This window comes from Methylobacterium sp. D53M, from assembly GCF_053345625.1.
Map to the genome: position 1 here is coordinate 787245 of NZ_JBKFAL010000001.1, position 26270 is coordinate 813514.

The 26270-nt window shown below is 72.4% G+C and carries 30 protein-coding genes and 1 tRNA gene; 9 read left to right on the plus strand and 22 right to left on the minus strand.

From position 1 onward, the window contains the following. Positions 1–4 precede the first annotated feature (4 nt). Entirely contained in the window at positions 5–1552 is a 1548-nt protein-coding gene (locus ACLBYG_RS03730) for a GMC family oxidoreductase (protein WP_447680627.1), read from the minus strand. Next, positions 1549–2976 (minus strand): alpha/beta hydrolase, encoded by a 1428-nt coding sequence (locus tag ACLBYG_RS03735; protein WP_447680628.1) that lies wholly within the window; start codon positions 2974–2976, stop codon positions 1549–1551. Before ACLBYG_RS03735 ends, ACLBYG_RS03730 begins: the two co-directional genes overlap by 4 nt. Positions 2977–3101: 125 nt before the next feature. On the opposite strand from ACLBYG_RS03735, the gene ACLBYG_RS03740 reads away from it, so the two are divergent. Continuing rightward, complete coding sequence (locus ACLBYG_RS03740; RefSeq protein ID WP_447680629.1) at positions 3102–3854, plus strand: GNAT family N-acetyltransferase; 753 nt, start codon at positions 3102–3104, stop codon at positions 3852–3854. Positions 3855–3903: 49 nt separating this feature from the next. On the opposite strand, the gene xseA is transcribed toward ACLBYG_RS03740, so the two are convergent. The 7 genes from xseA to ACLBYG_RS03775 all read right to left on the minus strand — a co-directional run bounded on the left by xseA (position 3904) and on the right by ACLBYG_RS03775 (position 9965). Continuing rightward, positions 3904–5604, minus strand: a complete 1701-nt coding sequence (gene xseA, locus ACLBYG_RS03745; protein WP_447680630.1) for an exodeoxyribonuclease VII large subunit — start codon at positions 5602–5604, stop codon at positions 3904–3906. 111 nt (positions 5605–5715) lie between these two features. Beyond that, positions 5716–7188: an MDR family MFS transporter gene (locus ACLBYG_RS03750; protein ID WP_447680631.1), complete on the minus strand. Its 1473-nt coding sequence runs from the start codon at positions 7186–7188 to the stop codon at positions 5716–5718. A 182-nt stretch (positions 7189–7370) separates the two neighbouring features. Continuing rightward, on the minus strand, positions 7371–8687 hold the full coding sequence (locus tag ACLBYG_RS03755; protein ID WP_020093437.1) for an MFS transporter: 1317 nt from the start codon (positions 8685–8687) through the stop codon (positions 7371–7373). Then, positions 8687–8893: a ribosome modulation factor gene (locus tag ACLBYG_RS03760; protein ID WP_020093436.1), complete on the minus strand. Its 207-nt coding sequence runs from the start codon at positions 8891–8893 to the stop codon at positions 8687–8689. Before ACLBYG_RS03760 ends, ACLBYG_RS03755 begins: the two co-directional genes overlap by 1 nt. A 67-nt stretch (positions 8894–8960) precedes the next feature. Next, complete coding sequence (locus ACLBYG_RS03765; RefSeq protein ID WP_447680632.1) at positions 8961–9218, minus strand: DUF6894 family protein; 258 nt, start codon at positions 9216–9218, stop codon at positions 8961–8963. A 104-nt stretch (positions 9219–9322) separates the two neighbouring features. Next, positions 9323–9586, minus strand: a complete 264-nt coding sequence (locus tag ACLBYG_RS03770; RefSeq protein ID WP_056522641.1) for a hypothetical protein — start codon at positions 9584–9586, stop codon at positions 9323–9325. Between the two features lie 148 nt (positions 9587–9734). Next, positions 9735–9965 carry a hypothetical protein gene (locus ACLBYG_RS03775; protein ID WP_447680633.1) on the minus strand — a complete coding sequence of 77 codons (231 nt, stop codon included), beginning with the start codon at positions 9963–9965 and terminating at the stop codon, positions 9735–9737. Between the two features lie 160 nt (positions 9966–10125). Here ACLBYG_RS03775 and ACLBYG_RS03780 point away from each other — a divergent pair, with 160 nt between their 5' ends. Both ACLBYG_RS03780 and ACLBYG_RS03785 read left to right on the plus strand, forming a co-directional pair. Continuing rightward, positions 10126–11142, plus strand: a complete 1017-nt coding sequence (locus ACLBYG_RS03780) for an NAD-dependent epimerase (protein WP_447680634.1) — start codon at positions 10126–10128, stop codon at positions 11140–11142. A 210-nt stretch (positions 11143–11352) separates the two neighbouring features. After that, a complete protein-coding gene (locus tag ACLBYG_RS03785) occupies positions 11353–11718 on the plus strand; it encodes a c-type cytochrome (RefSeq protein WP_042673136.1) in 366 nt (121 codons plus the stop codon). 63 nt (positions 11719–11781) lie between these two features. Here ACLBYG_RS03785 and ACLBYG_RS03790 read toward each other — a convergent pair whose 3' ends face one another. The 3 genes from ACLBYG_RS03790 to ACLBYG_RS03800 form a co-directional block, all read right to left on the minus strand. Then, positions 11782–12300 (minus strand): MarR family winged helix-turn-helix transcriptional regulator, encoded by a 519-nt coding sequence (locus ACLBYG_RS03790; RefSeq protein ID WP_020093430.1) that lies wholly within the window; start codon positions 12298–12300, stop codon positions 11782–11784. A 129-nt stretch (positions 12301–12429) separates the two neighbouring features. Continuing rightward, positions 12430–13374, minus strand: a complete 945-nt coding sequence (locus ACLBYG_RS03795) for a site-specific tyrosine recombinase XerD (RefSeq protein ID WP_447680635.1) — start codon at positions 13372–13374, stop codon at positions 12430–12432. After that, on the minus strand, positions 13371–13523 hold the full coding sequence (locus tag ACLBYG_RS03800) for a hypothetical protein (RefSeq protein WP_012317685.1): 153 nt from the start codon (positions 13521–13523) through the stop codon (positions 13371–13373). The genes ACLBYG_RS03795 and ACLBYG_RS03800 overlap by 4 nt, the downstream gene beginning before the upstream one ends. A 244-nt stretch (positions 13524–13767) precedes the next feature. On the opposite strand from ACLBYG_RS03800, the gene ACLBYG_RS03805 reads away from it, so the two are divergent. The 3 genes from ACLBYG_RS03805 to ACLBYG_RS03815 all read left to right on the plus strand — a co-directional run bounded on the left by ACLBYG_RS03805 (position 13768) and on the right by ACLBYG_RS03815 (position 15735). Further along, a complete protein-coding gene (locus ACLBYG_RS03805; RefSeq protein WP_020093428.1) occupies positions 13768–14391 on the plus strand; it encodes a shikimate kinase in 624 nt (207 codons plus the stop codon). A gap of 19 nt (positions 14392–14410) precedes the next feature. Beyond that, on the plus strand, positions 14411–15550 hold the full coding sequence (gene aroB / locus ACLBYG_RS03810) for a 3-dehydroquinate synthase (protein ID WP_020093427.1): 1140 nt from the start codon (positions 14411–14413) through the stop codon (positions 15548–15550). A 109-nt stretch (positions 15551–15659) separates the two neighbouring features. Further along, positions 15660–15735: transfer RNA gene (locus ACLBYG_RS03815), tRNA-Thr, on the plus strand. Between the two features lie 111 nt (positions 15736–15846). On the opposite strand, the gene ACLBYG_RS03820 is transcribed toward ACLBYG_RS03815, so the two are convergent. The 7 genes from ACLBYG_RS03820 to ACLBYG_RS03850 are packed head-to-tail and all read right to left on the minus strand — an operon-like array spanning position 15847 to position 20091. After that, complete coding sequence (locus ACLBYG_RS03820; protein WP_447680636.1) at positions 15847–17601, minus strand: complex I subunit 5 family protein; 1755 nt, start codon at positions 17599–17601, stop codon at positions 15847–15849. Then, positions 17598–18041, minus strand: a complete 444-nt coding sequence (locus ACLBYG_RS03825) for a sodium:proton antiporter (RefSeq protein ID WP_447680637.1) — start codon at positions 18039–18041, stop codon at positions 17598–17600. The genes ACLBYG_RS03820 and ACLBYG_RS03825 overlap by 4 nt, the downstream gene beginning before the upstream one ends. Further along, positions 18038–18814, minus strand: a complete 777-nt coding sequence (locus ACLBYG_RS03830) for an MnhB domain-containing protein (RefSeq protein ID WP_447680638.1) — start codon at positions 18812–18814, stop codon at positions 18038–18040. Before ACLBYG_RS03830 ends, ACLBYG_RS03825 begins: the two co-directional genes overlap by 4 nt. Continuing rightward, the gene (locus ACLBYG_RS03835; RefSeq protein ID WP_056525210.1) at positions 18811–19062 is read right to left on the minus strand and encodes a Na(+)/H(+) antiporter subunit B; all 252 of its coding nucleotides are present in this window, start codon (positions 19060–19062) and stop codon (positions 18811–18813) included. Before ACLBYG_RS03835 ends, ACLBYG_RS03830 begins: the two co-directional genes overlap by 4 nt. Further along, complete coding sequence (locus ACLBYG_RS03840; RefSeq protein ID WP_447680639.1) at positions 19059–19343, minus strand: monovalent cation/H(+) antiporter subunit G; 285 nt, start codon at positions 19341–19343, stop codon at positions 19059–19061. Before ACLBYG_RS03840 ends, ACLBYG_RS03835 begins: the two co-directional genes overlap by 4 nt. Beyond that, a complete protein-coding gene (locus ACLBYG_RS03845) occupies positions 19340–19591 on the minus strand; it encodes a monovalent cation/H+ antiporter complex subunit F (RefSeq protein ID WP_012317693.1) in 252 nt (83 codons plus the stop codon). The genes ACLBYG_RS03840 and ACLBYG_RS03845 overlap by 4 nt, the downstream gene beginning before the upstream one ends. Then, positions 19588–20091, minus strand: coding sequence for a hypothetical protein (locus ACLBYG_RS03850; protein ID WP_447680640.1), 504 nt, complete (start codon positions 20089–20091; stop codon positions 19588–19590). Before ACLBYG_RS03850 ends, ACLBYG_RS03845 begins: the two co-directional genes overlap by 4 nt. Positions 20092–20220: 129 nt before the next feature. Between ACLBYG_RS03850 and ACLBYG_RS03855 the strand changes: the two genes are divergently transcribed. Both ACLBYG_RS03855 and ACLBYG_RS03860 read left to right on the plus strand, forming a co-directional pair. Beyond that, positions 20221–20790: an NUDIX domain-containing protein gene (locus ACLBYG_RS03855; protein WP_447680641.1), complete on the plus strand. Its 570-nt coding sequence runs from the start codon at positions 20221–20223 to the stop codon at positions 20788–20790. 200 nt (positions 20791–20990) lie between these two features. Then, the gene (locus ACLBYG_RS03860) at positions 20991–22160 is read left to right on the plus strand and encodes an acetyl-CoA acetyltransferase (RefSeq protein ID WP_447680642.1); all 1170 of its coding nucleotides are present in this window, start codon (positions 20991–20993) and stop codon (positions 22158–22160) included. Between the two features lie 130 nt (positions 22161–22290). On the opposite strand, the gene ACLBYG_RS03865 is transcribed toward ACLBYG_RS03860, so the two are convergent. The 3 genes from ACLBYG_RS03865 to ACLBYG_RS03875 form a co-directional block, all read right to left on the minus strand. After that, positions 22291–23583, minus strand: coding sequence for an O-acetylhomoserine aminocarboxypropyltransferase/cysteine synthase family protein (locus ACLBYG_RS03865; RefSeq protein WP_447680643.1), 1293 nt, complete (start codon positions 23581–23583; stop codon positions 22291–22293). 58 nt (positions 23584–23641) lie between these two features. Next, entirely contained in the window at positions 23642–24028 is a 387-nt protein-coding gene (locus tag ACLBYG_RS03870) for a response regulator (RefSeq protein WP_026604970.1), read from the minus strand. 85 nt (positions 24029–24113) lie between these two features. Next, complete coding sequence (locus tag ACLBYG_RS03875; RefSeq protein ID WP_010686946.1) at positions 24114–24770, minus strand: alpha/beta hydrolase; 657 nt, start codon at positions 24768–24770, stop codon at positions 24114–24116. A gap of 273 nt (positions 24771–25043) precedes the next feature. Here ACLBYG_RS03875 and ACLBYG_RS03880 point away from each other — a divergent pair, with 273 nt between their 5' ends. Further along, the gene (locus ACLBYG_RS03880; RefSeq protein WP_447680644.1) at positions 25044–26213 is read left to right on the plus strand and encodes a cysteine desulfurase family protein; all 1170 of its coding nucleotides are present in this window, start codon (positions 25044–25046) and stop codon (positions 26211–26213) included. Positions 26214–26270: the final 57 nt, after the last annotated feature.

Sequence of the window (26270 nt, forward strand, 5' to 3'; positions counted from 1 at the left end):
AGGCTCAGGGGCTGCCGGCCAGGAACGCCTCCGCGCTGCGCAGGCTGAGCGCCATGATGGTCAGGGCCGGGTTCGCCGCGAGCGAGCTCGGGAAGGTCGAGCCGTCGCAGATCCACAGGTTGTCGATGTCGAAGCTGCGGCCGTGCGGGTCGACGACGGCGCTCGTCCCGTCGCGGCCCATCCGGCAGGTCCCGAGCGTGTGGGCGACGCGCTCCAGCACCCAGACGTCGTCGGCCCCCGCCTCCTCCCAGAGACCGCGCATGACCTTCGTGGCGTGCGCGTTGAGGCGGTTCTCGTTGGTGCTGTAGCCGAAGCTGATATGGGCCTTGCGCATCCCGTGCGCGTCAGTCTCGTCGGCGAGGGTCAGCACGTTGGCGTCGCAGGGCAGCGTCTCGCCGTTGATGCCGATGCCGGCGAAGTGGTTGTAGCGGTCGAGGTAGTCGAGCAGCGGCTGCCCCCACAGGCCGCGCCCCCGCGCCGCCGAGTTGCCGAAGGTCACCGGCACCACGCCGAGGCTCTGGATCAGGTAGCCGCCGGCGAAGTCGGCGCCGGCGCGGATGAAGTCCTCGGTGATCAGCGAGGACGGATAGCCCCGGTTCATGCGCACCTCGTGGTCGAAGGTGCCCCAGACCTGGGTCGCCACGTGCCCCATGTAGTTGCGCCCGATCTGGCCGCTGGAATTGGCCAGGCCCAGATGGAGCAGCAGGCGCGGCGTCTCGACCGCCCCGGCGCAGAGGAAGACGGCGCCGCAGCGCTGCCGCCGCTCCGCGCCGTCCTGCCTGTAGACCACGCCGGTGATCCGGCCATCGGCGCCCCGCTCCAGGCCGTGGACGAAGGCTTCGGCCCGGATCTCGGCGCCGTGGGCGACCGCGTAGGGCAGGTAGGTCACGTCCATGCTGGCCTTGGCGCCCGTGCGGCAGCCCTGGTGGCAGAAGCCGCAATTGATGCAGGCGTTGCGGCGGGGCCCGTCCTCGGACTGGAAGTCCCGCGAGACCACGGCGGCGGGCGCGTCCGCCCACCGGATGCCGCGGGCCTCGCAGGCCCGCGCCATGATCTGCGCCGGCCCGTTCCGCGGGACCGGGGGCAGGGGATAACGGCGGCCGGCATCCCACGGATAGCTCTGCGCGCCGGAGACGCCGAGGAAGCGCTCGACCCGCTCGTAGAACGGGAGCAGGTCCTCGTAGGACAATGGCCAGTCGACCCCTTCGCCGCTCTCCGTGTGCAGTCGGAGGTCGCGGGCGTCGGCCCGTGGCACGAAGGCGCCCCAGTGCAGCGTCGAGCCGCCGACGCCGGTCCCGCTGTTGTTCGCCCCGAAGGCCTCCGGGGTCGAGCCGCCGCTCAGCCGCTCCTCGGTCCAGTAGATCTCGTCGGCCAGCGTCTCGTCGAAGGCGAAGCGCTCCGGGGTGAAGTTCGGTCCGGCCTCCAGGGCCACGACCTTCAGCCCCACCGCGGCGAGGCGCGCGAGGAGCGGCGCGCCGCCGGCGCCGGTCCCCACCACGACCGCGTCGACGGCCTCGTCCGCGCGGTAGGTCCGCATCCCCGCGAGGTTCATCGTCCCGCCTCCGCCCGCAGCGCTCGCGGCTCCCAGGGTTCCGGCGCGTCGAGTCCGACGGCGTGGAAGCCCGGCAGGCCGTCCGCGATCTCGCCCGGCCGGTCGCCGCCGGCACCGATGCCCGAGAAGCCGATCCGCGCCAGGGCCGCCGGGTGGCCGAGCCAGAGGCGGACCGCGTCGGCGCGGAGATCCTCGAACCAGAACCGCATCCGGTCGGCGTCGAGGCGGCCGCCGAGGCTCTCCGGAACCTTCAGCGCGGCGCGCGCGCACAGGGTGAGCAGCCCGTCCTGCTCGGCCGCGTCGAGGGTCACAAACGGGCGGTTGCGGGCGATGCGGGCGGCGGCGTCGAGCGTCCGAAGGGCGGCGCGGTAGGCCTCCGCGTCCGGCGGCAGGGCCGAGAAGCGCCAGCCGTCCCCGTCGCCGGAGGAAAGCCGCCGGTCGAGGCGGCCGGCCAGATCGAGGTGCGGCACCGGCACGACGCGGGCGAGGGCGGCCCGCAGGATCGCGAGTTCCACCGGGTCGAGGGCCGCCGGCCGATAGGCGGGATCGCCCGGTGCGGCGCGCTCCGCGAGCGCCTCACGAAGGCGGCTGTTCACGCGCTCGGAGGCGATCAGCGCCGCGTAGTCCGGCGGCACCGCCGGGCCGGCCTCGACGGGCGGCCGGGGCCGGTCACCGAGATGGGCGCGCAGGTGGTCGGCCAGGGCCGCGGGCCGCTCCAGCGGCAGGAGGTGGCCGACGCCGTCCACGGTGACGAGACGATGGTGCGCGAGGTGGGGCGCCGTGAGGGCCCGCTGCGCGTCCGGCCCGAGGTCGGCATCCTCGGACCCCGCGAGGACCAGCGCCGGGGTGCGCAGGACGCCGACCCGGCGGCACCAATCCTCGTTGGCGCCCTCCTCGAGCCAGGCTTTCCAGGCGGCCGGCTCGGCCCGCAGGACGTCGGCCACCGCCCGCGCCTCGCTCTCGGGATCCAGGCCGTCGCCCACGTTGGCGCGCACGAAGGCCTCGGCCTCGCGGCGCCGGGTCTCGGGATCGGCGTCGATCCAAGCAAGCATGTCGGCGCGCCGGTCCTCCGGGATCGGCTCCGGGCTCGGCGGCGAACCGGAGACCAGGACGAGGTCGGTGAGCCCCGCCAGCCCCGCCTCGCCATCCTCGGCCCGGCGCGCGAGCGCCAGCGCAACCTTGGCCCCCATGCTGTGGCCGGCAATCGCGTAGCGCGCCGGAGCCCGCGCGCGGATGGCCTCGGCCACGTGATCGGCCATGGCGGCGACAGAGTAGCCCGGCGTGCCGGCGGCATCGCCGAAGCCCGGCAAGTCTACGGGCACGCAAGTCAACGGCGTCCCGTCGAGGGCGCGCGCGAGACGCTCCCAGCTTCGGGCACTTCCGCCCAGAAAGTGCAGGCAGAACAGGACTTCGGGCTCGGACATAGGCGAGACATCGCGCGGCGCCGGAATGCTTCAAGCGTACGCGACGCCGCATGGCCGAAGTCTTGTCTCGGACTCATTGGCCGAGTCGTGGCCGCGTGCGATCAGGAGTATCGGAGGAGGCGGCGATGGTGGATCTCGAACAGGCCTGGCGCGTGGAGGAGGCCTGCCTCAACGCCTGGCCGAGCCCGCGCGAGCTCCTGGTCCACGGCTACCTGCTGCGCGCCGCCGGCGGCCGCTCGAAGCGGCAGAATTCCGTGAACCCCATGCGCGGGAGCGGCGCGCCCGGACCGGCCATCGCGGCGGCGCGCGCGATCTACGGCCGCCTGGGGCAGCGCCCGATCTTCCGCGTGCCGGCCATCGCCCCGCAGATGGAGCCGCTCCTCGCCGGCGGCGATTACGATGTGGTCGACGAGACCTGCACGCTGATCCGCGGTCTCGACGACCTGCCGATTGCGCCCGATCCGGCCGTGGCGGTCGCCGCGGCGCCCGGGCCGGACTGGCTGGCCCTGCGCGACGCGGTGAACCGCGCGGATGAAGCGGCCGCGCGGGTGTTCCGCGACACCGTCGCCGCCCTGGCCCTGCCGCGAGCCTTCGCGGCGGCAGCGGCCGAGGGGGGCATCGGCGCCATCGCCTTCGGGGTTCTCGACCGGGAGCTGATGGTCATCGAGGCGGTGGCGACGCCCGAACCCCTGCGCGGCCGCGGCCATGCCCGGCGCGCGGTCGGCGCGCTGCTGCGCTGGGGCCGCGGGGAGGGCGCCCGGGCCGCCTGCCTGCAGGTCGTGGCCGCGAACACGCCGGCGCGGGCGCTCTACAGCGCCCTCGGATTCGAGCGCGAACTGTACCGCTATCACTACCGGGTCGGACCGGAGCCCGGCTGAGACGCGGGGGGTCGCGGGCCGGCCCTTACATCCGGCCGCGGCGACCGTTTCAGGCGTCGAACAGCGAGCCCTGCCGCGTGGGGGCGGGGCTCGCGCCGGTCCGCTTGCCGGCCGTCGCCGGCGCGGCCGCGCCGCCGCGCCGAGCGGGCTTCGCGGACGGGGATGGAGCGGCCGACAGGGACGGATCGGCCGTCCCGTCGGGCACGGCCGTCACGGTCCCGTCGGCGAATTGCAGGCTGAGGCGCTGGGCGGCCGCCGCCTCCGCGGCGCGGCGGACGGGCAGCCCCGCGGCGTCGCGCACCAGCACGTAGCCCCGGTCGAGCACCGCGCGGTAGCTGAGCGAGCCGAGCAGGCCCGCCAGACCGTCGAGCCGGTCGCGGCGCCGCTCGATGCCGCGCGCGCCCGCCTGGGCGAGGCGCTCCGACAGGGCGAGGAGCCGGTCGGTGCGGCGCGCCTGCAGCGCCCGGGCCCGTTCCAGGCTGGCCTCGCGCGCGACGACGAGGCGGCGCCCGAGCTGGACCAGGGCCTCGCCCTTGCGCTGGACGTCGTTGCGCAGGGCGTGGAGCGGCCGGTGGTCGATCCGCGCCAGCCGGGCGCGGGCGTTGGCGAGGGCCACGTCGGGCGAGCGGCGAGCCATCCGGTCGAGGAGCAGCTGGAGCCGCGCGCGGTGGCGGCTCGCGCCCGCCGCCAGCGCCGGGGCGAGGCGCGCCTCGGCGAGGTCGAGCCGCTGGCGCTTGGCCGCCAGCAGGGCGTCGGCGCTCGGAAGGGCGCGTCCGAGGGCGCGCAGGTCCGACCGGTCGCGGTCGATCCGGCGCCCGACCGCCCCCCGGCCGCGGGCCGACAGGTCCGCCACCGTGGCGATCAGGTCGGCGCGGACCGGCACCGCCATCTCGGCGGCGCCCGTCGGGGTCGGCGCGCGGCGATCCGAGACGTAGTCGATCAGCGTGGTGTCGGTCTCGTGCCCCACCGCCGAGATCAGCGGGATCGCGCTCGCGAAGGCGGCGCGGACGACGCATTCCTCGTTGAAGGCCCAGAGATCCTCGATCGAGCCGCCGCCGCGGGCCACGATGAGCACGTCCGGGCGCGGGATCGGCCCCCCGGCCGCGAGGGCGTTGAAGCCGCGGATCGCGGCCGCGACCTCCTCGGCCGCGCCGTCGCCCTGGACCCGCACCGGCCAGACGAGGACCGGACGGGGAAAGCGGTCCTCCAGCCGGTGGAGGATGTCGCGGATCACCGCGCCGGTCGGCGAGGTGACGACGCCGACGACCCGCGGCAGGTAGGGGATCGGCCGCTTGTGGTCCGGCGCGAAGAGGCCCTCGGCCGCGAGCTGCTTCTTGCGCTCCTCCAGGAGCGCCATCCAGGCGCCGAGCCCCGCGGGCTCCAGGCTCTCGATGACGATCTGGTACGAGGACTTGCCCGCGAAGGTCGTGATGCGGCCGGTGGCGACGACCTCCAACCCCTCCTGCGGCCGCTGGCGCAGGCGTCCGAACACGCCCTTCCAGACCACCGCATCGATCCGCGCCTGCCCGTCCTTCAGGGAGAAATAGGCGTGGCCCGAGCCGTGCTGGCCGCGATACCCCGAGATCTCCCCGCGCAGCCGGACGTGCCCGAAGGCGTCCTCGAGGGTGCGCTTCAGGGCGCCCGCGAGCTCGCCGACCGACCATTCCGGCTGGTTGGCGTTGAGCACGCTGGTCGGCGGGATGTCCGCCGCTTGCTGGGCTGCGGGGCGCGGGGGCGGCACGAGGGGCATGAGCCGACGCTAGGGGCCTCCGGCGGGACAGTCAAAGGCCCGCTGTGGAGACGGGATCGCTCGGCCGGCGCCGCGCCTGCGGCGCCTCTCCCTCGGCGAAAGCCGCTCCCTTCACTCGACGGCGAGCTCGCGCGGCCGGTCGGAGATCGCCACCGGCGGGACCAGCAGCGACAGGAGCAGGGTCAGCCCCGCCACGGCGAACACCGTCCAGAACGTGCCGTGCAGGGCGTGCTCCAAGCCGGCCCGGATCGCCTCGCCGCCGGCCCCGAGGCTTGCCGGATCGTCGAGCAGGCGCCGCAGCTGATCAGAGTTCACCGCCGGGCCGCTCGACGGGTTCGCGAGCCGGTAATTCAGCACCGCGCCGAGGACGGTCGCGCCGAGCGTCGAGCCGAGGTTGCGCGAGAAGATGTTGGAGGCCGTCGCCGCCCCGCGCTGCGCCCAGGCGACGCTGTCCTGAATGATCACGATGGCGGCCGTGGACAGGAAGCCCATGCCGAGCCCCATCACGACCGAGCCGCAGGCCGCCACCGCCGGGGAGGTGTCGGGCCCGAGGGCCACGAAGGCGACCGCGCCGAGGGGCAGGAGCGTCGCGCCGACCAGCAGGATCGGGCGCAGACCGAACCGCACGAAGTTGCGCGCCGCCGTCGTGGCGCCGATCGGCCAGCCGAGCACCATCAGGGTCAGGGTCAGTCCGGCGATCAGGGGCGACTGCCGCATGACGCCCTGCACGTACATCGGCAGGAACGCCGTGAGCCCGATCACCGTCATGCCGGAGAGCAGCGTCGCGGTGTTGGCGGTCGCGATGGGGCGCTGCAACCACAGGCGGATGTCGAGCATCGGGTCCGGCGCGCGCCGCTCCTGGACGACGAACAGGGTCGCGGCCACCACGAAGGCCACCGCCGGCCACAGGGCCGCTTCGGCCGACTCGCCCGCCTCGGTCAGCGCGATCATCAGCGCCGCGATGGCGGCGGTGAACAGGGCCGCACCGATCGCGTCAATCTGGCGCGGGCGGCGCTCGACGCCCTCGTGGAGGTAGCGCAGGAACAGGCCGGCCGCGATCACGCCGATCGGCAGGTTGATCCAGAAGATCCAGGGCCAGCTCAGGTGGCCGATGATCAGGCCGCCGACCAGCGGGCCGGCCACCGACGAGATCCCCCAGACACTCGCGAGGTAGCCCTGGACCTTGCCGCGTTCCCGCACCGCGTAAAGGTCGCCGATGACGGTCAGGCTCACCGGCTGGATCGCCCCTGCGCCGACGCCCTGGATGAGGCGGAACAGGATCAGCGAGGGCATCGACCACGCGAGCCCGCACAGGAGGGAGCCCGTCAGGAACACCGCGATGCCGAACAGCAGGACTGGCCGGCGTCCGTAGAGGTCCGAGAGCTTGCCGAACACCACCGTGGTGGCCGTCTGCGTCAACAGGAAGGACGCGAACACCCAGGCGTAGAGGTGAAGGTCGCCCAGATGACCGGCGATCTGCGGCATCGCCGTCGAGACGATCGTCGCCTCGATGGCGATCATGAACATCGACGCCATGACCGCGGCGAGGACCAGCGGGCGGCGCGTCTCGAGGGACTTGGGCATCGGGCCGATCTAGGCCCGCCGCGCCTGCACACCTAGCGTTGGCTCGGGCAACCGGCCTCTCCGCGGCGAGATCCGTGCGCGGGCGCACATCCGCTCGGCGTCGGCCCCGCGATGGGCGCATGGATGACGCGCCCCGATGCAGCACGTGCATACATAATGCGGAACGCCCCGGCGCGACCGACTCAGGCCTCCGCGTCGGCGTCGAGGTCCCTTCCGCGGGTCTCGGGCAGCAGGAACGCGGCGATCGTCCCGACGAGGCTGAATGCGGCGAGGTAGTAGGCCGGCGCGAGCCGGTCGCCGGTCGCGGCGATCAGCCAGTTCACCACGTAGTTCGTGCTGCCGCCGAACACCGAGACGGAGACCGCGTAGACGATCGACAACCCGGCGCTGCGCACCGCCCGCGGCAGGGCCTCGGGAATGCCGACGATCACGGCCGCCGCGTTGATGGACGATAGCGCCGAGAGCAGGAAGGTGACCGCGTAGACGCTGGCAGCGCTCGGCGCCCGCACCACCCAGGCGAAGGCCGGGACCGCCAGGATCAGGATCAGCGCCCGCGGCCAGATCATCACCGGTCGCCGCCCGTACCGGTCGGCCAGCCAGCCGCCGAGCAGCGGGAAGATCACCGAGGCGAGCCCGAGGGCGATCGGCACCGCCGTCGCGGCGGTCTCGCTCAGGCCGAGGGTCGCGCCCGCGAAGACCGGCATGTTGGTGCCGACCGCGTTCGACACGGTCGAGGCCGCGATGACCAGGAAGGTCAGGCCCAGCAGGCGGCCGTGCTCGCGCAGGAGCCGGCCGACCACCGCCATCGTCGAGGCCGCCGCGTGCGGATCCTCCTCGGCGCCGGCGGTCTCGGGCAGGTGGCTGCGGATGATGAGGCCGACCGGTACGACGCACAGGCCGAGGGCGAACATCAGCCGCCAGCCCCACTGCGCCATCGCTTGGTCGCCGACCGCGAGCGCCAGGGCGGTCGCGATGATCCCGGCGAACAGGGCGGCGCAGCCCTGGCTGGCGATCTGCCAGCTCGTCACGAAGCCGCGCCGGTCCGGGGGCGCGGCCTCCAGCAGGAAGGCGGTCGAGGGACCGACCTCGCCGCCGAGGGCGAGGCCCTGCACGAGGCGTCCGGCGATGACGATGACCTGCGCCCAGCCGCCGATCGTAGCGTAGGAGGGGCAGGCGGCCAGCATGAGCATGCCGACGGCCATCAGCGCGATGGTGATCAGCATCGCGGGCTTGCGGCCGGCCCGGTCCGCGAAGGCGCCGATCAGCACACCGCCGATGGGCCGCATGACGTAGCCGATGCCGAACAGGGCGAGCGATGCCAACAGGCTGTGGGTCGGGTCGTTCGCCGGGAAGAAGGCCTCGCCGATCGGCTTGGCGAAGAAGGCGTAGACGGTGAAGTCGTAGAATTCGAGGGCGTTGCCCAGGACGACGGCCCCGACCGACTTGCGGTCGAGAGTCGAATGATGCGCGCCGGGATGCGGTGCGGTCCGGGCGTCCATCAGCGGGCCGACCCGTCGACCGGGTGCTTGGCGAGACCGCCGGTCACGGGCGTCTCGCCCTCCGCCAGGGCCGCGTCGTAACCGGCCAGCCAGAGCGCGCGCGCCTCCGTCCCCTCCGCGTAGGGGCAGGCTTCCCGGGCGAGCCCTTTGGCGGGCGCGGCCCGGCCGAGGGCGCGGGCATCGAGGTCGTTCGGTGGCGTATCCATACGGGCGCAGCTCCGTTCCGGTGGGCTGCGGCGCGATGTAGGGCGCGGAGCGCGCGCGTCGCCGATCTCAGTGACGCGTCGGGTCCGCGTCGGCGGGCAGCGCCACGGCCTCGCTGAACGGGAATTCCAGCACGACCTCGCCGTCGTCGTCCGTGACCACGAGGCGCGCCGTCATCAGCCGGGCCTGATCCTGCGGCTGGCGCAGGGCGGCGCGGATCGTCTCCCGCGCCGCCTCCCAGGCCGCGTCCGGATCCCGCAGCTCGATCCCGGTCGGGTCGGAGATGACGTCCTCGCCGATCTGCGAGTGGAAGAAGTAGCGCGGCATGGTCTTCACCGATTGCAGGGGTGCCGCCCCGGGCGGAGCGACCCACGACAGGTGGTGATGGCCGCGCGTCGGACCAGATGCGGCGCGCCCCCCTGTCTCGGCCCTCAGCCGTGCGCGGCGCGCGCGGCCGGCGCGGACGGGACCGGGCGCAGCGCCCGCACCTGGCCGCTGGAACCGCCCGCGCGGTGCTGCTTCTCCATCGCCATGAGCGGCCGCAGCTCGGGCTCGGCGAAATCGAGGAGCTTGGCGTTGCGCCAGCGCGGCTTGCCGGAGCCGCGGCCGAACCAGCGGGGGCGCTCCTCCTCGACCAGGAGCACCAGCCGCCCCGTCCAGGTCTTCCGGAACCAGAAACGCCCTGTCAGAGACATCGTCCCATCCTCGCCGTCGAGCCGCCCCCGGTCTGGCCGCCTCAATAGCGAACTTGGCTGTTCGCGTACTGATTGAGGACGCGGGCGAACAGGCGCACCACCGATATCCACAGCGTCACGCCGGGGCTGCGGGGGGCTCGGGGCGCGATCAGTGCGCGATATGCCGGACCGACAGCGCCAGCACGACGAGCCAGACGAGCCCCGAGAGACCGAACACGAAGCCGCGGAGGATCGCCGCTTCAAGCGCCGCGTGTGCGGAGCGCGGCTCCGAAGCCCGCTCCCTCAGCGAAGGCTCGGGACGCGCCCGGACCGGGCGCTGCTCGGGCACGGTCAGCAGGCGCGTCAGGCTGTCGGGGAGCGGTCTCGGATCGGGCTGCACGGCAGCCGCGAGCCTAGCGCGTCACGCGCCCGCGCGACAGGCCGCTCGGAGCGTCGGCAGGCTCATGTCGGCAGGCTCATGTCGGACACCGATTTGTCGCGCCCATACCCCATGCTACAGCTCGACCCCGGGCGGCCAGTCAGCCCGTCGGTCCGCGCGCATGTCCCTGCCACCTGTACTGATCACCGGCGTCGCAGGCTTCATCGGGAACCAGCTCGCCCTGCGCCTCCTCGAGGACGGCCGGCAGGTCGTCGGGCTGGACAGCGTCAACGCCTATTACGACGTGCGCCTCAAGGAAGCCCGGCTGCAACGCCTCGCGGATTTCCCGGGCTACAGCTTCGCGCGCCTCGACCTCGCCGACCGCGACGGCCTCGACGCGCTGTTCCGCCGCCACGCGTTCCGCACGGTGATCCACCTCGCGGCCCAGGCCGGCGTGCGCTACTCCCTCACCGATCCGCACGCCTACGCGGCGAGCAACCTCGTCGGCTTCCTGAACATCCTCGAGGCCTGCCGCCACGGCGGCGTGGGACACCTCCTGTACGCGTCCTCCAGCTCCGTCTACGGCGGCGTCACCGCGATGCCGTTCTCGGTGCACCAGAACGTCGACCATCCGCTCAGCCTCTACGCCGCGACCAAGAAGGCGAACGAGCTGATGGCGCACAGCTACAGCCATCTCTACGGCCTGCCCACGACGGGTCTGCGCTTCTTCACCGTCTACGGCCCCTGGGGCCGGCCCGACATGGCGCTGTACCTGTTCACCCGCGCGATCCTGGCGGGCGAACCGATCCGCGTGTTCAACGAAGGGCGGATGCTCCGGGACTTCACCTACATCGACGACATCGTCGCGGGGATCCGGGCCCTGGCCGATCGGCCGGCCGCGCCCGACCCCGCGTGGAGCGGCGCGGCGCCGGATCCCGGGACCAGCTCCGCCCCCTACAGGATCTACAACATCGGCAATAACGAGCCGGTGGCGCTCCTGGAGATGATCGCGCTCCTCGAGGACGCCCTGGGCCGCAAGGCGGAGAAGATCCTCCTGCCGATGCAGCCCGGCGACGTCCCGGCGACCTACGCCGACATCGACGACCTCGTGCGGGACGCCGGCTTCCGGCCCGCCACGCCGCTGAAGACCGGGATCGGGCGCTTCGTCGACTGGTATCGGACCTATCACGGGATCTGAGGGAACGGCGCCGCGCGCCGTCGCACGGAGCCAATCCGTTCACGCGGTGTTGAGTGGGGCGGCGGCCTGCAGCAGCCGCCAACCGGCCCCGGATGACGGCTATCCCAGACTGGGCCGTTGCGCGCGCCGGGCACATTCATTTAGAGCTGTTCCAGGCAGGCAAGCTCTGCCCGCATCGCTGCCCAAGCGGCGGCCAACAGGAGGAAATCCATGCGTTCACTCGTTTTCGGCGCCGTCCTTGCCGTCGTGATGCCGTTCGCCGCGCAGGCCCAGGACGCCGGCGACGCCGCGGCCGGCGAGAAGGCGTTCGCCCCCTGCAAGGCGTGCCACAACTTCCAGAAGAACGGCGTGGGTCCCGACCTGAAGGGCGTCGTCGGCCGCAAGGCGGGCACCTACGAGGGCTACAACTACTCCGCCGCCCTGAAGAACTCCGGCATCACCTGGGATGAGGCCAACCTGCACGAGTGGCTGAAGAACCCGAAGGCGAAGGTGCCCGGCACCAAGATGATCTTCCAGGGCTACCCCGACGACAAGAAGATCAATGACGTCATCGCCTACCTCAAGACGCAGTCCTGAGAGGCGAAGATCGGTACGAACCGGGAGCGGCCGCCCGGCCGCTCCCGGGGCTCCGGCCGCGCCCTAGTCGGGCGTGAGGCCGGCCTGCAGGCTCAGCCTGAGCGTGACGAGATCCTGAAGAAGGTCTTTGCGGCCCTGGATATCGAGACCGGTCATGCCCCCCGCCTCGTCGGGCAGGCAGGCGAGTTCCTCGCGCAGCGCCTCGCCGGCGGCGGTGAGGAAGATGCTGACCTGACGCTCGTCGACCCTGTCGCGGGCGCGGCGCACGCGCCCGGAGGCTTCCAGGCGCTTCAGGAGCGGCGTCAGCGTCCCCGAATCCAGGAACAGGCGGTTCCCGATCTCCTTGACCGACAATCCGTCCTGCTCCCACAAGACCAGCAGGACGAGGTATTGCGGATAGGTCAGTTCGTGGCGCCCCAGGAGGTTGCGGTAGGCGCGGCCGAACGCGTGCGCGGCGGCGTAGACCGCGAAGCACAGCTGATTGTCGAGGCGCTGCCGCTCCCGCTGCGAAAGCTGGTCGGCACGCGTGTGCCCCGCTCGATCCGGCTCGATGCCGATCTGCGAGGCCGTGGGGCCTGACATAGGAAAACTCTCTCTGGTAAAGGCTGGCTCGCGTACCGGTATGGCGAGGGGCTACTTCTAGGCAGTTCGCTAAACGTATACAATTGGGGCGACCGACCGAGAGTTGCCACACCATCCGCCCGGCAGCGCTCAGCCATCCATCAACGGATGCAGATCGCGGACCATCGCCTTCAGGCGCTCGTCGAGGACGTGCGTGTAGATCTGCGTCGTCGAGATGTCGGCGTGGCCGAGCAGCTCCTGGACGATGCGCAGGTCGGCGCCGTTCTGCAGGAGGTGACTCGCGAAAGCGTGGCGGAGCACGTGGGGGCTCACCCGATCTGGGTGGAGCCCCGCCGCCGAGGCCAGCACCTTGAGATCGCGGGCGAAGGCCTGCCGGGTGAGATAGCCGCTGTCGCTGTCGGCGGGAAACAGCCACGGGTTGTCCTCCGGCACGGCCGGAAGATGCACCGCCATCGCGGTGCGGGCCGCATCGGTCAGGGGCACGAGGCGCTCGCGGCCGCCCTTGCCCTTGACGATGAGGTAGCGCTCGCGCGTCGCGCCCGCCGCGCGGGGCAGGGCGACCAGTTCCGAGACGCGCAGGCCCGTGGCGTAGAGCAGCTCGAGCAGGCACGCCATCCGGCGCGCCCGCCGGGCCGGGCCGGGGGCCTGATCGGCGGCGGCGGCCGCCTGCGCCGTGGCGAGCAGCCGGTCGACCTCCGCGATGGACAGGACCTTGGGGAGCGCGCGCCCGCGGCGCGGACCGGACACCGCGACGCTCGGATCGCTCTCGGCGCCGCCCTCGGCGTAGAGGAACTTGTGGAAACCGCGCACGCACGACAGGCGCCGCGCCGCCGAGGACGCCTTCAGGCCCCGGGTCTCGAGGTCGATCAGGAAGGCCCGCAGCGTGCCGGCCTCCACGTCGCCGAGCGCCGTGCCCGAGCGCGCGAGAAAGTCGAGGTAATCGTCCAGATCCCGGCGGTAGGCGCTCAGGGTGTTCAGCCCGGCACCGCGCTCGGCGGCCAGCATGTCGAGGTACTCGGCGACCTCGGGGCGCGGCGCCCGGGCGGCGTCGCCGCTGCCCTCCGGCCCGCTCAACGGTTGCCCGGCTGCAGCTTCGAGGCGGGGATGGTCACGCTCATCTCCCGCGGCGTCGGCTGGACGAAATGCGCGAGCGCGAACATGGCCGCGTAGACCAGACCCGCCAGGATCGCGAGGGTGGCAAAGAAACGGAACAGGGTCGGCACGTCGGTCGAACCTCGGGCAGACGGGCGCTGGCGGCGGGGAGGGGGCGGGCGAAGGCCTTCTCCGAGCCGCCGCCGATGCCCGGGTTCGACCACGTGAACGAGGCGCTGACAAGGCCCACGACGACACAGGGATGCGTTTCGCAGGCCGCTTGAATCGCGCTAAGAGCCTGCCGCAGGATGTGAGGCTGCCCGGGCGACAGGCGCGCGGGGGCCGGTGGAGAGGCGGGGACGCCGCACGGATGCGATGCAGGAGTCGATGCAGGAGGCCATGAGCGGGGAGGAGGCGGGGGAACCGATCGAGGCGCGTCTGCGCCGCGCGCTCGGCCTGCGCTCGATCGTGCTCGTCGGCCTCATGGGAGCGGGCAAGAGCACCGTCGGCCGGCGTCTGGCGAGCCGCCTCGGCCTGATCTTCAAGGATGCCGACATCGAGATCGAGGCCGCGGCTGGCCTGACGATCCCCGACATCTTCGCGATCTACGGCGAGCCGAGCTTCCGCGACGGCGAGGAGCGGGTGATCTCGCGCCTGCTGCGGGCCGGCCCGCTGGTCCTGGCGACGGGCGGCGGCGCCTACCTGCGCGAGGCGACCCGCGCGCGCATCGCTGAATCGGCGGTCTCCGTCTGGCTGAAGGCCGATCTGGACGTGCTGATGCGGCGGGTCCGCAAGCGCGGCAACCGCCCGCTGCTGCAGACCGAGGATCCCGAGGCGACGATGCGCGACCTGATGGCCGTGCGCCACCCGGTCTACGCCGCCGCCGACGTGATGGTCATCTCGCGGGAGGTCTCGCACGACCGGGTCGTCCAGGACGTACTGGAGGCGCTGGATGCCCATCTCAGCGGCGAAGGATCCATCCCGGTGGCCGCCCAGTGAGACCCGAGCGAACCGATCCATGACCGAGCCCCGTCCGGACCTCCTGACCGTCCACGTGCCCCTCGACGCCGGCCGCGCCTACGACATCCAGATCGGGCGCGGGCTGATCGACACAGCCGGCACCGCGGTCGCCGCGCTCGGGGCGCGCCGGGCGGCGATCGTGACGGACGCGACGGTCGGCGCGCTCTACGCCGCGCGGCTGCGGACCAGCCTGGAGCGCGCCGGCCTCCAGGCGGGCGTGGTGACGGTGGCGCCGGGCGAGGCCTCCAAATCCTACGCGGGCTACGCGGAGGTCTGCGACGGGCTGCTCGCCCTCAAGGTCGAGCGCGGCGACCTCGTCGTGGCGCTGGGCGGCGGCGTGGTCGGCGACCTCGCGGGCTTCGCGGCCGCCACCCTGCGGCGCGGCGTGCGCTTCGTGCAGGTGCCGACGAGCCTGCTCGCGCAGGTCGATTCCTCGGTCGGGGGCAAGACCGGCATCAACGCGCCGCTGGGCAAGAACCTGATCGGCGCCTTCCACCAGCCGCGCCTCGTCCTGGCCGACACGGCCGCCCTCGATACCCTGTCCGAGCGCGAGATGCGCGCCGGCTACGCCGAGGTCGCCAAGTACGGGCTGATCGCCGATCCGGGCTTCTTCGACTGGTGCGAGGCGAACTGGCGCGGGATCTTCGCCGGCGGCCCGGAGCGCGAGCAGGCGGTCGCCGCCTGCTGCCGGGCCAAGGCCGCGGTGGTCACCCGCGACGAGCGGGAGGACGGCGAGCGGGCGCTGCTCAATCTCGGTCACACCTTCGGCCACGCCCTGGAGCGCCTGACCGGCTACGATTCCGCCCGCCTGGTCCACGGCGAGGGCGTCGCGATCGGGATGGCGCTCGCCTTCCGCTTCTCGGCGCGCCTCGGGCTCTGCGCCGGCCAGGATGCGGGCCGGGTCGCCAACCATCTCGCGCTCGCCGGCCTGCCGACCCGTCTGCAGGCCGTTCCGGGCGGGTGCGGCGACGCCGAGGCGCTCCTCGACGCGATGACCCAGGACAAGAAGGTCCGCGACGGCGCGCTGACCTTCATCCTCGCGCGAGGGATCGGCCAGAGCTTCATCGCCCCCGGCGTGGACCGGGCGGAGGTGGCGGCGTTCCTGCAGGATGAATTGGCGTCGGACCAAGCCGCCTGACGCCCGCGAGCGCCGGCTGTGGCCTTGCCTAACGCAGGCCGGGCCGCTATGAGCCTGCCACGTCCGGCGCCGGTCACCGCGCGCCGCCGACGGTCCCGTCGGGGCCAGGGCCGCAATAGCTCAGCTGGTAGAGCACCTCATTCGTAATGAGGGGGTCGGGGGTTCGAATCCCTCTTGCGGCACCATTTCCCCCAGGCGTTTCCCGAAAGCATACACGAGCGAGCCGCTGGCCGATGGCCTGTGCCGGCTCGAGCCCGCGTGAGCCCGCCGGCTGAGGCGCGCGGCGACGGGCGCGCTCAGGCGATGGCCAGCACGGCCGCGATCGCCGCCACGCCCACGGCGAGCCAGGCGGCGTAATCGCCGATCAAGCCGCTATGGAGCATTTCCAGCACGCGGGTCGGCGCGGATTGCGTCGCGCTGACCGGCCGGACCACGAACGCGGGCAGATGTCTGCGGAACAGCCCGTATCCCGCGCCGCCCAGAGCGGCGGCGACCGAGGCCCAGGGGAGCCAGCCGGGCCCCTCCGCCAGCGCGTGCACGGTCGGCCGATGCATGAAGGCCGACGCCGCCCGCGGGAGGGCGTGCTCGATGAGAGCCGCCGGCAGACCGATATCGAGCGCGAGGAGAAGGCAGCACGGCGCCAGCATCAGCCAGAGCGGCCGATTGGCCTTCTCGCGCTCGTCCGCGCTCGGGGCGCCGGCCTCGTCGCCGGGATCGGGCCCGAGGCCGAGGAAGATCCGGCCCGCGGCCCGCAGCACCGCGGCCCCGGTCAGCGCCGCGCCGATGGCACCGGCCGCCAGCGCCACCCCGTGACCCTGCTGGCAGAGCGCGCCCTGGACGAGGCGCGTGCCCTGGTCGAGCACGCCGAGGGGCAGGCCGCAGAGCAGCAGCCCGGCCAGGGCCATGGCGATGCCGGCGGGCCAGATCCCCCGTCCGAGGCCGCGCAGGGCGATCTCGTCGATGCTGGCCTGGGTGGCGAGCAGGATGCCGGCGATCATGAACAGGGCGCCCTTCACCAGCCCGTGCCCGACCACGTAGACGAGCATCCCGCCGGTCCCGTCAACCGAGAGGGCGCCGAGGCCGGTGAGCATGATGCCGGCGTGCGAGATGGTCGAGAAGGCGAGCAGCCGCTTGAGGTGCCGCTGCAGCAGCGCCATCGAGCCGCCCAGGAGGGCGGTGAAGCTGCCCAGGCCGATGAGGAGCCCCGGCAGGGCGTGCTGGACCTGATCGGAGCCGCCGAACACGACGGCGCTCACCTTCGCGAGGCCGAACAGGCCGAGCGAGACCATCGATCCGGAGAAGATCACCGAGACCGGGCTCGGCGCGACCGCGTGCGCGTCGGCGAGCCAGAACTGGAACGGGACGATCGCGCCCTTGATCATCAGGGCGGCCGCGACGAGGCAGAACGCCCCGGCCACCACCGGATCCCGGCCGCCCCGCGCCACCGCGGCCGCGATGCCGTCGAAATCGAGGGTGCCGGTCTGGGCGTAGATCAGCCCGATGCCGCCGAGCATCAGGAAGCCCGCGAGGCTGTTGACCACCGTGAAATTGATGGCCCCCGACAGCGACGATTCCGCGAGGTGATAGGCCGTGAGCGCGAAAGCTGCGACGCTCATCACCTCGAACCACACGAACAGGTTGAACATGTCCCGGGTGAAGCAGAACCCGACCATGGCGGCCAGGAACAGCAGCATCAGGATGTGGAAGTGGCCGTGGGTGCGGTCGAAGAAGCCCCAGGCGAACACGAAGGTCAGGGCGTAGAGCAGGCCGATGAACGCCGCGATCCAGCCGCTCGCCGCGTCGACCGAGAAGCCGATCCCGAGATGGACGCCGTCGCGCGGCTCCCAGCCCCCGAACCAGTAGACGAGGGGCTTGTCGGCCGCGTGCCCGGCGATCACGGCCGAGAGGATCGCCGCGGCGAGAGCCGCGAGCAGAGCCAGGATGTCGGGCACCCGGCCCGGCAGAAGGTGCGCGGTCGCGAGCAGCGCCGCACAGACCACGAGCGGGATGGCGACCGGGAGCGGCAGGAGGGCGGCGGGAGCGAACGTCACGAGGCTTGGCGCCCACCGTCGGAGACTTGGCTGGAAACTTGGCCGGAGACTTGGCTCGAACCCTGGCTCCGGCCGGACTTGCCCCCGGCCCGCATCGGCCGGAGCTTCTCCGGATCCAGGCTGCCGCCGCGCTTGTAGGCCTGGACCGTCAGAACGAGGAGCAGGGCGGTGAGCGTCGCGCCGACGACGATGTCGGTCAGCACCAGGGCCTGCATCACGGGATCGACCGCCGGCGTGCCCGGTGGATGATCATAGAAGATCGGCGCGATACTGCCCCAGCGATAGCCGAGGCCCAGCAGCAGCACGTAGGTCGCCGACTGGCAGACGCCGAGGCAGCCGACGAGGTGGATGAAGTTGCGGCTCGTGGTGATGCCGTAGAGGCCGACGCCGAACAACCACGCGGCGACCGCGTAGGGCAAGAAACTGGTGACCGCACTCACGCGGATTCCTCCCCGGGTTCGTCCGGCTCTTCGGCCTCGCGGGTCTCCTCCATGAATTCCAGGAAGAGCTGGGTGAAGCCACCCGTCACCGCCAAGGCCACGCCGAGGTTCTCGACCAGCATCAGGCCGCCGGAAAACAGGTCGCGAAACGTGCCGAGCGGCAGGATGTTCTGCATGAAGGCGGCGCCCACGAGCATCGGCGCCAGTCCGCACAGGGCGAACAGGAGCGCGCCCCCACCCTCCATGGCGTCGAGCCAGTGGCTGTGGACCGCGTCGCGCCAGCCGGAATAGCCCTCGCCGAGGTAGATCAGCAGGGTCCCGGAGGCGAGGATCACGCCGCCCTGGAAGCCACCGCCGGGGGTGACGGTGGCGTGCAGCACCACGTAAAGGCCGAACAGGCAGGTCAGCGGCCCGGCGATCCGGCACGCGAGCACCGTCGCCTCCGAGCGCGGGATCACGGCGCGGCCGGGCCGGCGCATGGCACGCTCGGTGGTACCCTCGCCGCGGTGTCCGCGCAGCAGCACCACAGTGCCGGTGATGGCGGCGAGCAGCATGAATTCCTCGCCGAGCGTGTCGAGGCCGCGCAGGTCGAAGTTGATCGCGCTCACCATGTTGGCGACGTGCCGCGCCTCCGGGGTGATCGCGTTGATGCGCGCACCGTACTGGGCGATCGTCGATCCGAAGGGCGGCAGGCCGGCGATCACCGCGGCCGCGCCCGGGAGGAGGACGAGGCCCGCGACGGCCAGGAGCGCGACGCGGGCGCGCGGGCTCACGATTCCTCCTCGGGCGGCTGCGTCCGCACGGCCATCAGGGCCACGAGGAAGAGGAGCGGCACCGCCGCCGAACCGACCGCCAGCTCCGAGAGCGCGACGTCGGGGGCCTGGAGGGCGTCGAACAGGATCGCCAGGATGAGCCCGTTGACCGCGATGGCGAAGACCTGCCGCGCGGGGTCGCGCACGAGGACCACGGCGGTGCCGGAGACCGCGGTGAGCAGGAAGAGCAGCGGCAGGATGACCGTCATGCCGAGCGGCCCTCGCGCATCAACACGGCCCGGCCGGAGACGTGCGACAGCACCGCCGCCCAGGCGAGGAACACCACCATCATCACCAGGATCTTGAGCGAGCGCCCGGAGACGCCGTCCGCGAGGAAGGCCGCCACCGTCACGAGGATCGCGGCCGCCACGTTCAGGAACGCGACGGCGTGCATCCGGTCGAGCGCCCGGGGCAGGCGCCAGAGGGCGAGGGCCGCGAGCCACGCGGCTGCCACGGCAAGGGCCAGGACCGAGCCGATCGCGACGCTCATATCCAGCGCTCTAGGAAGACCGCGAGCAGCATCGTGCCGGGCAGGTTGAGCAGGACCAGGGTGAGGGCGAGATCGGTGATCGACGCCTGGTCGGTGGCGAAGGCCATCAGCGTCAGGATCAGGACCGTGACGCTGCCGGCGAGCTGGTAGGCGGCGAAACGCTGGCCGGGTCTGCCCCGCCACGCGAGCGCCGCGGCCACCGCGAGCGGCGGCAGCAGCGCCAGGATGGCGACCGTCCAGACGCTCATCGCGCCTCCTCCAGGCCGTGCGTCACCACGGTTCCGTGCGCGCGGTCGAGGGTGAGCACGTAGCTGTCGGGGGCGAGCGACGCGGCCAGCAACCCGACCGCCCGCGCCGCCGGCGCCGCCTCGCCCTCCGGCGTGGCCCAGGCGATCTCGGCGGCGCTCCGCTCCCGGGTCGCGCCGCCGCCGGCGCGACCGAGGACCGCGCGCAGGAGGTGCAGCCCGACGCGGGCGCTCTGACGCGGCATGTCGCGGATGGCGGGGCCGAGCGGGCGGAGCGCCTCACGGTCGAAGCGGAAGCGCAGCCCGCCGCGCCGTCCGACGCCCCACCACCAGAGCGTGCCGAGACTGGCGCAGCCGACGGCGGCCATCCCCTCGTTCAGGCTCACCGAGCCGGCGAAGACCATGTAGATGAGGGCGAGGACGACCCAGATCGCTGCGCCGTCGCGCCGCGAACGCTTCCCGAGCCCGCCGATCGGTCCTGCCTGCGTCGATCCTGCCCGCATCGATCCTGACCGGCGCGCCCCGCGGAAGCGTGACCATGCGCGTGTCCGACCAAACGTGGCCGCGGGCGCCGGCGTTCCCGGAACCCGGGGACACGGTTCCGTGTAAGGCGATGAGGAGTGGGCGTGCACATGAAAGCCGAGATCCTCACTATCCGCTTCGTCCACGAGGGCTGGAGCCGCTTCGGGATCGCGCGGGTGCGCCTCGCCGACGGGGCCGTCGTCGAGCGCGAGATCGAGGACCACGGCGACTCGGTCGGGATCCTGCCCTACGACCCGGAGCGGAAGGTCGCGACGCTCGTGCGCGAGCTGCGGGTGCCGCCGCTTTTCGCGGCCGGCGAGCAGGTCCAGCTGGAGGCGCCGGCGGGCCTGATCGACGCCGGCAGCCCGGAGGAGAACGCCCGCCGGGAGGCGCTGGAGGAGGTGGGCCTTCGCCTGCGGGCGCTCGAGTTCGTCGGCGCCACCTATTCCTGCGCCAGTCTGACCACCGAGAAGATCCATCTCTACCTCGCGCCCTACGGCCGGGCGGATCGCGCGGAGGCGGGCGGCGGGGCCGAGGGCGAGCACGAGAACATCCGGGTGGTCGAGATGCCGCTGGCCGAGCTCGCCGCCCGCGCCGACCGCGCCGAGATCACCGACCTCAAGACGCTCACCCTGGTCCTGGCGCTCCGCGCACGCCACCCGGAGCTGTTCGCCCCGTGAGACACCGCCGACGCGCGCTCGCCCGGGGGCTGCTGACCGCGCTAGTGCTTGTCGGCGTCGCGTGGGTGGCCTTTCACCTGCGCTGAGCCGGGCCCGGGCGGGTTTCGTCCGGCGTGTCCGGCGCGTCGAACAATCCGCGTATGTCTTGATCGGCGGCCGTGGCGGGCCCATCGTCCTGTCCACACACGGGAGGTCACCGGATGACGCGCGCCTGCATCGTGGGCTGGGCCCACACCCCCTTCGGCAAGCTCGAGGAGCCCGATGTCGAGGGGCTGATCGCCCGGGTCTCGGGGGAGGCGCTAGCCCATGCCGGCGTCGAGGAGTCGCAGGTCGACGGCATCTACGTGGGCTCGATGAACACCGGCTTCTCGAAGCAGGGCTTCGAGGGCTCGCTGGTGGCGGTGAACCGGCCGGGCCTCGCCCACGCGCCGGCGACCCACCTGGAGAACGCCTGCGCCACCGGGTCGGCGGCGCTCTACGCGGCCCTCGACTTCGTCGACAGCGGCCGCGGCCGCGTGGCCCTGGTGATCGGCGCCGAGAAAATGACGGCCAAGACCGTCGCAGAGACCGGCGACATCCTGCTGGGCGCCTCCTACCGGAAGGAGGAGGCCGATATCGAGGGCGGCTTCGCGGGCGTGTTCGGGCGGATCGCGGCGGGCTACTTCCAGCGCTACGGCGACCGCAGTGAGGAGCTGGCCCGCATCGCCGCCAAGAACCACCGCAACGGCGTCGGCAACCCCTACGCGCAGTTGCGCAAGGACCTCGGCTTCGACTTCTGCAACCGGGTCTCGGACAAGAACCCCTACGTCGCCGCCCCCCTGCGGCGCACGGACTGCTCGCTGATCTCTGACGGGGCGGCGGCGCTTGTGGTGGCCGATGCCGAGACCGCCGAGGGCCTGGAGCGGGCGATCGGCTTCCGCGCGCGCGCGCACGTCAACGACATTCTCCCCCTGTCCCGCCGCGACCCGGCAGAGTTCAAGGGCGCGCGAATGGCCTGGGAGAGGGCGCGGGCCCAGGCCGGGATCGCCAACGAGGACCTCTCCTTCGTGGAGACCCACGACTGCTTCACGATCGCCGAGCTGATCGAGTACGAGGCGATGGGTCTCGCCGCCCCGGGCGAGGGTTTTCGCGTGGTGCGCGAGGGACTCGCCGAGAAGGGCGGCCGGCTGCCGATCAACCCGTCCGGCGGGTTGAAGGCCAAGGGTCATCCTGTGGGGGCGACCGGCGTGTCGATGCACGTCATGGCCTGCCTCCAGCTCATGGGCGAGGCCGGTGAGATGCAGGTGCCCGGGGCGGAGCTCGCCGGGATCTTCAACATGGGCGGCGCGGCGGTCGCCAACTACGTGTCGATCTTGGAGCGGCGGCGCTGAGGCCGTCCCGGTTGCGGCCAATCCCTGCCCGCCGTGGCCGTCCTCGCGGGCAGCGCGAAGCAATCCAGCGGCCTCACGATCGTCGAGATCGCGCGGCTCTGGGTCGCTTCGCCGCGCTCGCGATGACGGACTAGAGGAGGCGATCCAGCGCCTGCTGGAGATCGGCGATGAGGTCGGCCTCGTTCTCCAGCCCGATCGACAACCGCACGGTCTCGGGCCCGACCTGCGCGGCGGCCTTCTCGTGCTCCGGCAGCTGCCGGTGCGTGGTCGAGGACGGGTGGATCGCCAGCGACTTGATCTCGCCGATGTTCACCAGGTGCGAGATCAGCTCCAGGCCGGCGATGAACCGCAGCGCCGCCGGCTCGCCGCCCTTCAGCGCGAAGGTGAAGATCGAGCCCGGCCCGTCCGGGGTGTAGCGGCGGGCGAGGTCCTCGCCGGTCTGGCCCGGCAACATCGGGTAGCTCACCCAGGCCACGGCCGGGTGATCCTTCAGGAAGGCCGCCACCGCCCGGGCGTTGGCGCAGTGACGCTCCATGCGCAGCGGCAGGGTCTCGATCCCCATCAGCGTCAGGAACGCGTTCATCGGCGACAGGCCGGGCCCGAGGTCCCGCAGGCCGAAGAACCGGCACGCCGCCGCGAAGGGGGTCGCCGGGAAGGCCTCGGTGAGCACCAGCCCGTCGTAGTCCGGCCAGGGCTCGGTGATCAGGTTGTAGCCACCGGCCTTCGCCCAGTCGAAGCGGCCGGCGTCGCAGATCACGCCGCCGATGGTCTGGCCGGAGCCGCTCAGGAACTTCGAGGTGGAGTGCCAGACGATGTCGGCGCCGTGCTCGATCGGCCGGATCAGGGCCGGCGAGGCGAGGGTGTTGTCGACGACGAGCGGCAGGTTGTGGCGGCGGGCCACCGCGGCGATGCCGTCGAGGTCCACCACCGACGCGCAGGGGTTCACGATCGATTCGCAGAAGATGGCCCGGCAGTCCGGGGTGATCGCCGCCTCGAAATCCTCCGGGGCCATACCGCGCGCGAAGCGCGGCTTCAGGTCGTAGCGCCCATCAAGCCGGCGCATCAGGCCGAGCGACCCGCCGAACAGGCGCGGCGACGCGACGTAGGCGTCGCCGCTCTTCAACAGCGTCATCAGAATGAGCTGCATGGCCGACTGTCCGGAGGACACCGCCACACCCGCCTTCGCGCCTTCCAGATCGGCGATCCGGCGCTCCAGCGCGGCGACCGTCGGGTTGGATCCGCGCGAGTAGGAGAAGCCGGTCCGGCGGCCCGCGAAGATGTCGGCGGCCTGCTCGGTCGAGTCGAAGACGAAGCCGTTGGTGAAGTAGATCGGCTGGACCCGGGCACCCGTGGCGGGATCGGGCGCCGCGCCGGCGTGTATGGCCCGGGTCGCGAAGCGGTGCGGTCGATTCTTGTCCGTCATGGCTCTCGGTCGGGTGTTCAGGGCCCGGACCGGGTGTCAGCCCGAGCGGATCCGTGCGTCAAGCCGCGCGGCGGATGAAGGCCTGCAGGGTCCGGACCAGGGTGGTCGGCTCGTAGGGCTTCGGGATGAACCGGGCGCCCTCCGGCATGTCGTTGGGACCGGGCGTGCCCATGCCCGATACCACCAGCACGGGTATCGAGGGCCAGCGATGCGCGACGAGGCGGGCCAGGGCGAAGCCGTCCATCGATCCCTGCGGCATGTCGACGTCGGTCATCAGGACGCCGACGTCGTCGCGGTTCTCCAGGACCTTCAGCGCCTTGTCGGCATGCGTCGCCTCGACGACGGTGAAGCCGGCATCCGCGAGGGTGTCCGAGGCCTCCATCAGAAGGAGGCCGTCATCTTCCACCAGGAGAACGACGGGATGGTCGGACGGGCTATCTGACATCAGACCTGCGAAGGTGCGTCTCAATTCCGAAACCCGCGCCCTATTCCTCCGGGGCTCCCCCCGTCAAGGCGCGGGGCCGGATCCGTCAGGCCGCCTCCTCGCGCTTGCCGAGGCGCTTGTCGAGGTAGGTGTCGACCGTCTGGGTCAGTTCCTCGACTTTGCCGTCGAAGAAATGGTTGGCGCCCTCGACCATCTGGTGCTCGATGATGACGCCCTTCTGGGTCTTCACCTTCTCGATTACCGGCATGACCTCGCGGGCGGGCGCCACGCGGTCCTCGGAGCCGTGCACGAACAGGCCGGAGGAGGGGCAGGGGGCCAGGAAGGTGAAGTCGTAGCGGTTCGCCATGGCGGCGATGGAGATGAAGCCTTCGATCTCGGGGCGGCGCATCAGGAGCTGCATCCCGATCCACGAGCCGAAGGACACGCCCGCGATCCAGCAGGACTTCGCCTCCGGGTTGACCGACTGCACCCAGTCGAGGGCGGCCGCGGCGTCCGACAGCTCGCCCGAGCCGTGGTCGAATGACCCCTGGCTGCGTCCGACCCCGCGGAAATTGAAGCGCAGGGCCGCGAAACCGCGATTGGCGAACGTGTAAAACAGGTTGTACACGATCTGATTGTTCATCGTGCCCCCGAACTGGGGGTGCGGGTGCAGGATGATGGCGATCGGCGCGCCGCGCTTCTTGGGAGCTTGGTAACGGCCTTCCAGGCGGCCGGCCGGGCCGGTGAAGATCACTTCGGGCATCGCTCGTCTCTCGCTCCGGAGATCGCCCGCCGGGCTATCGACCCGGCGGCGCAGCAGCCTTGACTCGTCGCGCGCGCACCATAAAAGCAGTCTTAGAACAGTTCTAGGCGATTAGAACTATTCTAAACAACCCGTCCGAAGCACCGCGTTGGCTGCCACGCCGACCGTGCCGGGTCGGCGGGATCTCATTGTCTCGGCGCGCCTTAGCACGGCGAGCCGGCGCGCGGGCAAGGAATTGTGACGCGCCGCAGCAGAGGGCTTAACGGAACGCGGATGAGCCGGGCACGCGCCTATCTCGACTACAACGCCACCGCACCGGTCCGCCCGGACGTCGCGGAGGCGGTCGCGCGCGCGCTCATGCTCCCCGGGAACCCGTCCTCGATCCACGCGGAGGGACGGGCGGCCCGGGCCGCCCTCGAAGCGGCCCGCACCCAGGTGGCGGCGCTCGTGAACGCCCGGCCCGAGCAGGTCGTCTTCACCAGCGGCGGGACCGAGGCGGCGAACGCGGTCCTGTCGGGCGCCCTCCGTCGCGGCGGCGTGGCGGCCCCGAGGCGGCTGCTCCACTCCGCCACGGAGCATCCCTGCGTCGCCGCCGGTCACCGGTTCCCGGACGCGGCCGTCGAGGAAGTCCCGGTCACCGCCGACGGCGTGGTCGATCTCGCCGCCCTGGAGGCGCGCCTGGGTGCTCTCGCCGACGAGACCCTGCTCCTCTCGGTCCATGCCGCCAACAACGAGACCGGCGCGGTGCAGCCGCTGGCCGAGATCGTCGGCCTGGCGCGGGCGCACGGCCGGACCCTGGTCCACAGCGACGCCGTACAGGCGGCCGGCAAGATCCCCCTCGACATGGCGGCGCTCGGCCTCGACGCGCTGACCCTCTCGGGCCACAAGTTCGCGGCGCCCAAGGGGGTCGGCGCGCTGGTCCTGGCCGAGGGCGTCAGCCTGGAGAGCGCCTTCCTGCGCGGGGGCGGCCAGGAGCGGCGGCTGCGCTGCGGCACCGAGTGCCTGCCGGCCATCGTCGGCATGGGTGAGGCTGCCCGGATCGCCCGCGCGGCGCTCGACGCGGAGGCCGCGCGCCTCTCCGCCCTTCGGGACCGGATCGAGGCTGGCGTGCGCACCATGGCGCCGGACGCGGTGGTGTTCGCCGCCGGAGCGTCGCGCCTGCCCAACACTCTGAGTTTCTCGGTCCCGGGGCTCGACGCGCCCTCGGCCCTGATCGCCCTCGACCTCGCCGGCGTGGCGGTGTCGTCGGGCTCGGCCTGCTCGTCGGGCAAGGTCGCGCGCTCGGCGACGCTCGCCGCGATGGGCGTCGGTTCCGACCTCGCCGGGGGGGCGCTGCGCGTCAGCCTCGGCTGGAACACGGTGGACGAGGAGGTGGCATGCTTCCTCGACGCCTTCGAACGGGTCGTGGAGACCCTATATAGACGGCGAGGCCAGGCGGCCTGAGCGCCGCACCCCCGCTTTCCGACAGACGCTTCCCGGTCCTTGACGCCGGAGATGCCT

Coding starts and splice junctions, on each gene's coding strand:
- ACLBYG_RS03870 (WP_026604970.1), bottom strand. CDS start 24,028: ATGTCAGATAGCCCGTCCGACCATCCCGTCGTTCTCCTGGTGGAAGAT.
- ACLBYG_RS03735 (WP_447680628.1), bottom strand. CDS start 2,976: ATGTCCGAGCCCGAAGTCCTGTTCTGCCTGCACTTTCTGGGCGGAAGT.
- ACLBYG_RS03780 (WP_447680634.1), top strand. CDS start 10,126: ATGTCCCTGCCACCTGTACTGATCACCGGCGTCGCAGGCTTCATCGGG.
- ACLBYG_RS03740 (WP_447680629.1), top strand. CDS start 3,102: ATGGTGGATCTCGAACAGGCCTGGCGCGTGGAGGAGGCCTGCCTCAAC.
- ACLBYG_RS03765 (WP_447680632.1), bottom strand. CDS start 9,218: ATGCCGCGCTACTTCTTCCACTCGCAGATCGGCGAGGACGTCATCTCC.
- ACLBYG_RS03880 (WP_447680644.1), top strand. CDS start 25,044: ATGAGCCGGGCACGCGCCTATCTCGACTACAACGCCACCGCACCGGTC.
- ACLBYG_RS03790 (WP_020093430.1), bottom strand. CDS start 12,300: ATGTCAGGCCCCACGGCCTCGCAGATCGGCATCGAGCCGGATCGAGCG.
- aroB (WP_020093427.1), top strand. CDS start 14,411: ATGACCGAGCCCCGTCCGGACCTCCTGACCGTCCACGTGCCCCTCGAC.
- ACLBYG_RS03750 (WP_447680631.1), bottom strand. CDS start 7,188: ATGCCCAAGTCCCTCGAGACGCGCCGCCCGCTGGTCCTCGCCGCGGTC.
- ACLBYG_RS03850 (WP_447680640.1), bottom strand. CDS start 20,091: ATGCGGGCAGGATCGACGCAGGCAGGACCGATCGGCGGGCTCGGGAAG.
- ACLBYG_RS03755 (WP_020093437.1), bottom strand. CDS start 8,687: ATGGACGCCCGGACCGCACCGCATCCCGGCGCGCATCATTCGACTCTC.
- ACLBYG_RS03760 (WP_020093436.1), bottom strand. CDS start 8,893: ATGGATACGCCACCGAACGACCTCGATGCCCGCGCCCTCGGCCGGGCC.
- xseA (WP_447680630.1), bottom strand. CDS start 5,604: ATGCCCCTCGTGCCGCCCCCGCGCCCCGCAGCCCAGCAAGCGGCGGAC.
- ACLBYG_RS03875 (WP_010686946.1), bottom strand. CDS start 24,770: ATGCCCGAAGTGATCTTCACCGGCCCGGCCGGCCGCCTGGAAGGCCGT.
- ACLBYG_RS03840 (WP_447680639.1), bottom strand. CDS start 19,343: ATGAGCGTCGCGATCGGCTCGGTCCTGGCCCTTGCCGTGGCAGCCGCG.
- ACLBYG_RS03855 (WP_447680641.1), top strand. CDS start 20,221: ATGAAAGCCGAGATCCTCACTATCCGCTTCGTCCACGAGGGCTGGAGC.
- ACLBYG_RS03835 (WP_056525210.1), bottom strand. CDS start 19,062: ATGACGGTCATCCTGCCGCTGCTCTTCCTGCTCACCGCGGTCTCCGGC.
- ACLBYG_RS03770 (WP_056522641.1), bottom strand. CDS start 9,586: ATGTCTCTGACAGGGCGTTTCTGGTTCCGGAAGACCTGGACGGGGCGG.
- ACLBYG_RS03865 (WP_447680643.1), bottom strand. CDS start 23,583: ATGACGGACAAGAATCGACCGCACCGCTTCGCGACCCGGGCCATACAC.
- ACLBYG_RS03860 (WP_447680642.1), top strand. CDS start 20,991: ATGACGCGCGCCTGCATCGTGGGCTGGGCCCACACCCCCTTCGGCAAG.
- ACLBYG_RS03805 (WP_020093428.1), top strand. CDS start 13,768: ATGCAGGAGTCGATGCAGGAGGCCATGAGCGGGGAGGAGGCGGGGGAA.
- ACLBYG_RS03730 (WP_447680627.1), bottom strand. CDS start 1,552: ATGAACCTCGCGGGGATGCGGACCTACCGCGCGGACGAGGCCGTCGAC.
- ACLBYG_RS03785 (WP_042673136.1), top strand. CDS start 11,353: ATGCGTTCACTCGTTTTCGGCGCCGTCCTTGCCGTCGTGATGCCGTTC.
- ACLBYG_RS03845 (WP_012317693.1), bottom strand. CDS start 19,591: ATGAGCGTCTGGACGGTCGCCATCCTGGCGCTGCTGCCGCCGCTCGCG.